At 43.3% G+C, this 6,735-nt stretch carries 5 protein-coding genes; all 5 read right to left on the bottom strand.

Translation table 11 applies throughout. The annotated features are described in order from the left end of the window. Positions 1–329, bottom strand: a 329-nt coding sequence (locus tag AC6R0L_RS07570) for a DUF3024 domain-containing protein (RefSeq protein ID WP_500628775.1), incomplete at its 3' end; no start/stop codon positions are given. Between the two features lie 2,784 nt (positions 330–3,113). Further along, positions 3,114–3,590 carry an HNH endonuclease gene (locus AC6R0L_RS07565; RefSeq protein WP_500628774.1) on the bottom strand — a complete coding sequence of 159 codons (477 nt, stop codon included), beginning with the start codon at positions 3,588–3,590 and terminating at the stop codon, positions 3,114–3,116. Positions 3,591–4,247: 657 nt separating this feature from the next. Next, a complete protein-coding gene (locus AC6R0L_RS07560) occupies positions 4,248–4,961 on the bottom strand; it encodes a hypothetical protein (RefSeq protein ID WP_500628773.1) in 714 nt (237 codons plus the stop codon). 159 nt (positions 4,962–5,120) lie between these two features. Further along, positions 5,121–5,759: a hypothetical protein gene (locus AC6R0L_RS07555; protein ID WP_064368554.1), complete on the bottom strand. Its 639-nt coding sequence runs from the start codon at positions 5,757–5,759 to the stop codon at positions 5,121–5,123. A 146-nt stretch (positions 5,760–5,905) separates the two neighbouring features. After that, the gene (locus tag AC6R0L_RS07550) at positions 5,906–6,496 is read right to left on the bottom strand and encodes a hypothetical protein (RefSeq protein WP_500628772.1); all 591 of its coding nucleotides are present in this window, start codon (positions 6,494–6,496) and stop codon (positions 5,906–5,908) included. Between the last annotated feature and the right edge of the window lie 239 nt (positions 6,497–6,735).

Genomic DNA, 6,735 nt, shown 5'->3' with positions numbered 1-6,735 from the left:
TATGCATCAGCTTCTAAGACTTCAAAGAGTACTTCTAGAGTCTTAACCTCAGGCACTGGTTCGTAAGAGTGCCACTTTAGGTCTGATTTCATCCAGTAAACTTTCCATTCATCTCGAGACTTATAGTATTTAGCCTTAACTACCGAGCTTTCTATTTTGTCGGATGGGTCATTCCATTTAGGCCTAATTTCAAAAATTTCGATTGCTTGATCTTGGATACGAAAGCCAAAATCAAGTTCATTACGAATTTCTACAGGTGGTCGACAAGAATCGAGGTATTTCTCGACTGCCTTTTCGTACCGTTTGTGCTCAATTTCAGAAAATGCCATTTATATCACCTAAGCTTATGTTTAGGCTAAGTTTACGACTCATTCTCGAAACTGGCTAGTTCAACTTTCATGAAAGCGCATAACGCCTTACTAAGTGGCGCCAGCGATGAACCCGCAAAACCCACTGAACTCCAAGCCAAAACCGCCGAGCGTTTGGCGTCCACTTGAGTAACTGGTTAGTTGGCTAGTTCGTTGCTCTGCCAGAAACGCCACCGTACGAAAAAGTAAACTACCGAACCCAAGCGCACAACATCACACCCAAAGTTACCCACGATTTACGCAAAGTAATGTGAGCCACTACACTCCGACAAAGAAAGCGGACACAAAACACCAGTTGGAACTATTGAAGCGGCAGTACTGACGAGCAAATGAACAACACGTAAACCTGCATCTGAAACACCAAAACTCAACGCAACTTTACGACCACGATTCTAACCACCAACCTGCACGAAACCAAAATAAGGCAAACCCTCGAACATTAAAAAGCACTTGGTTCGAGTGATTCAAGAACTGATACCGACAATGCCAAATTGCCGATAACACCAGACGAATGGCCAGAGATGACGCTGAACTAGCCCTAAAAAATCACCCGCCAACTAACGCTTTACTAAGTGGCGCCTGCGATAAACGCGCAAAACCCACTGAACTCCAAGCCAAAACCGCCGAGCGTTTGGCGTCCACTTGAGTAACTGGTTAGTTGGCTAGTGCGTTGCTCTACCAGAAACGCCACCGTACGAAAAAGTAAACCACCGAACCCAAGCCCACAACACCGAAACTAAAGTTACCCACGACTTACTCAAAGCAATGTGAGCCACTGCACTCCGACAAAGAAAGCGGGCACAAAACACCAGTTCGAGTTGTTGAAACGGCAAAGTTAACGAGCAGGTTTTCAACACATAAACCTGCACCTGAAACACCAAAATTCAAAGCAACTTTACGCCCACGAAACTCGCCACCAACCTACACGAAACCAAAATGAGGCAAACCCGCGAACATTGAAACGTGCTTTGGTTCGAGTAATTCAAGAGCTGATACCGACAATATTAAATTGCCGATAGCATCGAACGAATGGCCGGAGATGACGATGAACTAGCCCCAAAAATTCACCCGCCAACTAACGCCTTGCTAAGTGGCGCCTGCGACAAATGCACAAAACCCACTGAACTCCAAGCCAAAACCGCCGAGCGTTTGGCGTCCACTTGAGTAACTGGTTAGTTGGCTAGTGCGTTGCTCTACCAGAAACGCCACCGTACGAAAAAGTAAACCACCAAACCCAAGCCCACAACACCGCAACCAAAGTTACCCACGATTTACTCAAAGGAATGTGAGCCACTACACTCCGACAAAGAAAGCGGACACAAAATACCCGTTGAAGTTATTGAGACGGCAATTCTGACGAGCAGATGAACAGCGCATAAACCTGCACCTGAAACACCAAAACTCAACACAACTTTACGCCCACGATTCTAGCCACCAACCTGCACGAAACCAAAATGAGGCAAATTCACGAATATTGAAAAGCGCTTGGTATAAGTGACTTAAAAACTGATACCGACAATGCCAAATTGCCGATAACACCAGACGAATGGCCAGAGATGACGCTGAACTAGCCTTAAAAAATCACCCGCCAACTAACGCTTTGCTAAGTGGCGCCTGCGATGAACGCGCAAAACCCACCGAACTCCAAACCAAAACCGCCGAGCTTTTGGCGTCCACTTGAGTAACTGGTTAGTTGGCTAGTTCGTTGCTCTGCCAGAAACACCACCGTACGAAAAAGTAAACCACCACAGCCAAACGCACAACACTGAACCCAAAGTTACCCACGATTTACTCAAAGCAATGTGAACCACTACACTCAGACAAAGAAAGCGGGCACAAAACACCAGTTCGAGTTGTTGAAACGGCAATTCTGACGAGCAGATGAACAGCGCATAAACCTGCACCTGAAACACCAAAACTCAACACAACTTTACGCCCACGATTCTAGCCATCAACCTGCACGAAACCAAAATGAGGCAAACCCACGAACATTGAAAAGCGCTTGGTATAAGTGACTCAAGAACTGATACCGACAATGCCAAATTGCCGATAACACCAGACGAATGGCCAGAGATTATGTTGAACTAGCCTTAAAAAATCACCCGCCAACTAACGCCTTGCTAAGTGGCGCCTGCGATGAACTCACAAAACCCACTGAACTCCAAGCCAAAACCGCCGAGCGTTTGGCGTCCACTTGAGTAACTGGTTAGTTGGCTAGTTCGTTGCTCTACCAGAAACGCCACCGTACGAAAAAGTAAACCACCACAGCCAAGCGCACAACACCATACCCAAAGTTACCCACGATTTACTCAAAGTAATGTGAGCCGCTGCAAGCCGAGAAAGAAAGCGTGTACAAAACACCAATTAAACGTATTGAAGCGGCAATTCTGACGAGCTGATGGACAGCGCGTAAACCTGCAACTGAAACACTAAAACTCAACGCGACTTGGCGCCTACGATTCTCGCCACCAACCTGCACGAAACCACAATGAGGCAATTCCACGAACCTTGAGAAATGCTTGGCTTGAGTTATTCAAGAGCTGACACCGACAATGCTAAATTGCCGATGACACCGAACGAATTGCCTGAGATGACAATGAACTAGCCTCAAAAATTCACCCGCCAACTAACGCCCTGCTAAGGGGTGAGCAACGCAATACCAAGGCCGCCGCATACCGCCTTAATCACTTAAACCAACGCAAAGTAAAAAATGCCATGCGTTGCGAATCCCTCTTGAGCAGTTTGTTAGGTGATTTTTCCTCGTAGTTCTCTCATTAGTCTTACCGACTCATCAAACTGCGACAATGCCATTTCAACAATGCTATCAATTTGTTCCTGAGCTGCACTGTCAATTGGCTTTATTGTATTTTTAGCTAACCACGTCTCGATAAGAGATCTACGATTGATCAACGTTTCAACACAATCTACTTTGTTGGTTAGAAACTCCAACCAGTCCATTTCTCTTTTCTCATCACCATTGCAAATCGAACACGATAAGACATGGTTAAATATTGAGTTATTGCCGCCTTCAGAAGTCGGGACTATATGATCAAGATGACCGACTCTCGATTTCCTTTCCATCGTAAGACCACAATATGCGCAGGAATTATTGAAATATTCCCACAGCATCGTTTTTTCTCGTTCTGTCGGATGTGGATCGATAATCGCTCCTAGTGAACGCTTAATTTTGTTTTTTGCCATTGAAGGCGTATCTTTTGCCATTACTTCCGACCTTGATTATCACCTAACGCCTTGCTAAGTGGCGCCTGCGATAAACGCACAAAACCCACTGAACTCCAAGCCAAAACCGCCGAGCGTTTGGCGTCCACTTGAGTAACTTGTTAGTTGGCTAGTTCGTTGCTCCGCCAGAAACGCCACCGTACGAAAAAGTAAACCACCGAACCCAAGCACACAACACCGAAACCAAAGTTACCCACGATTTACTCAAAGCAATGTGAGCCACTACACCCCAGCAAAGAAAGCGTACACAAAACACCAGTTGGAATTATTGAAGCGGTAATCCTGACGAGCAGATGAACAACGCATAAACCTGCCCCTGAAACACCAAAACTCCACGCGACTTTACGCCCACGAAACTGGCAACCAACCTGCACGAAACCAAAATGAGGCGAATCCTCGAACATTGAAAAGCGCTTGGTTTGAGTTATTCAAGAACTGACACCGACAATGCAAAATTGCCGATGACACCGGACGAATGGCCAGAGATGACGCTGAACTAGCCCTAAAAAATTACCCGCCAACTAACGCCCTGTTAAGGTGTGAGCAACGCAATCCCAAAGCTCCCGCATACCACCTTAACCACTAAACCTAACGCATAGTAAAAATGCCACGCGTTGCGAATCACTCTTAAACAGATTGTTAGCTGAATATTGTTAGCACAAAAAATACAAGTATTGTAAAAAAGAAAAATGTATCCGATGGCCAAATATTATCTATGATCTTCGCCAAATAGACTGGAAACAACACTAAACAAATGGATATAAGCGTTAAAAATAGTGAAAAGCCCCACGTGATGCAGTAATAGAACAAAATCATACCAAGGGAAAGTACAGACAGTATTCCTGCCTTTACCCAAATACCGTAAACGCTGAAATCACCAAAACCACTCAGAACCCAAAAGCGATTAAATGGAATAAGCATTTGTTCAAAAACAGGCATTCCTTCCGAAACCTCCAACCAAGCTAACCAAAATGGCCAAGATAAGAATATGAAAATTAATAGCTTATTTGAAGAAATGAACTCTTTATGGCCGCCTAAAACCCATTTAATTGAGCCGAACATTAAAAATGCCATACCCAATATAAGAACTATAAGTTCTCTGGTTCCAGAGCTTAAGTCTACTTTCGCAGCGAAGAAAAGTCCGACAAAAGCCAAGAGAGTTGTAATTCCATATAACTTTGACAAGAAGTTTAAAGCGTTAACGATTTTAAGTTCTTTGAGGGAACTTATGAGCTCTTTAAAACCACTTTCCATGGCTACGATTAATTGTTCAATATGAGGATTGGCTCTAACGCGATCCCCCGTCCAATATACCGCTATAAGGAACATTAATAACTTATTAATCCATTCCATACTTTCGATTTCCAACTTATTCAGCTAACGCCGCGTTAAGGGGCGACAACGCAATACCGCCTAAACTTAACTGTTGTGCCATAAACACTTAAGCTAAATTTTTAACCAAAACCGCCAAGCGTTGGGAGTCCCTCTTAAACGCTTTGTTATAAAACAATTTTACTGTTCTGTAATGTCCATAGACTTTGGCGTAGGAATTACCCCAATGAAACGGGCCAAACTTAACAATGTCATAAACAGCCCGATCATTGCTTGCCCAATTACCAATGAGTAGGCAACAACTCCCAGTGGAGTAACATTATAAAATCCAAAGCTTGTCATCACCACAAAGCTAGTATAAACCGCACCTAATACGCTCTCATGAGAGCCTTCGACTGCAAACGAGAACATACTGTGAAAAAATATATACTGAGCTGCGAACCAGAATATGATTTCGAAATAGTTTTGCATTAAAAGTATAACTATGCGGCGATATCCATGTAAGGCATACTCTCTTCCCGCTTTTATTGCCCGATACTCATCAAAAAGCAAAACATTCGTCTGATAAATTACAACCTCGTAGACTCGAAGTAGCGCATATAGAGCTATAGCGAACCCAATAATCTGGTTGTTAATGTACAGAACTGCAGGGACAGACAATATAGATAAGAATACATGACTCAAAGCCCATACTTCTGAAAAACGTCCAGTTCTTGCCTTAGGAAAGATTTTTCGTACTAGATTGAAGAATGAGATTTTCCCTAAGATCTCGAAGACTTTAGCCCAAAAATCCACAATAAATGATTCTGATTTTTCCACTGAATTTCCTTTTGCTTTATAACGCCGCGTTAAGTAGTGAGCAACGCAACTACAAAACTTAACCATACCACCATAAACACAAAGCCCAACGATGGAATGAAAAATGCCATGCGTTGGGAATCTGTCTTAAACGCTTTGTTAGAGTGCTAATTTTCTGTGTACTTTAAAACCTGAGCAACATTATTCATAAATACTTTGAATGGGAGGTCATACTTCTTGTCAATGGTAGCATCACCAATAAAATAGGCATTAGAAACCGTTGTATTAACATCGTTATCCAGAGGTATCCAAGTCTCCACATTTACAACCCTATCATCTATGACTCTATATAGTGCTTCACTAAGGCTCACTGGCGCGAAAGCACAACCATCATTTGTGATACTGCCGTGCCACATTGAGGTATTTGGTTTGCCGTCGAATGTCGTTCGAGGCTCTCCACCATTGATGTTTATAATAACCCTTGTACCACTTGAAGCCTTTTTTAGTTCTGGATGGCACGTGAACACATGACCTTGAGGTGTGTCCGAACCAGTTAGAGATAAGATGAAAGCTGTTTCTCTAGCACGATCAGAGCCTAATACAAGTACAGGAGTTGTAGTTTCTTCAATGTAGCTCGTCAATTCTCCAGTCACACTGGTATAAGTTTTATCAATAACATTCGGAATTTTAGTGATATCGATATTTGCAGAAGAAGAAAATGTAACGAAAATAGTAAGTAATGGGATTATTTTTTTCAATTTAAGTACCTAGGTTATCAATACAACTACAATCATCCCTGAACCAATTTGTAGCTTACCTACATGCAATTTTTTTGAGGAATAGTCGATATTCCGAATAGCACTCTAACGCCTTGCTAAGTGGCGCCTGCGATGAACGCGCAAAACCCACTGAACTCCAAGCCAAAACCGCCGAGCGTTTGGCGTCCACTTGAGTAACTTGTTAGTTGGCTAGTGCGTTGCTCTGCCAGAAACGCCAC

The sequence above is a fragment of the Vibrio sp. R15-SG3-ISO1A genome, from assembly GCF_059833955.1.
This window is presented reverse-complemented; position numbering and strand designations above follow the sequence as displayed.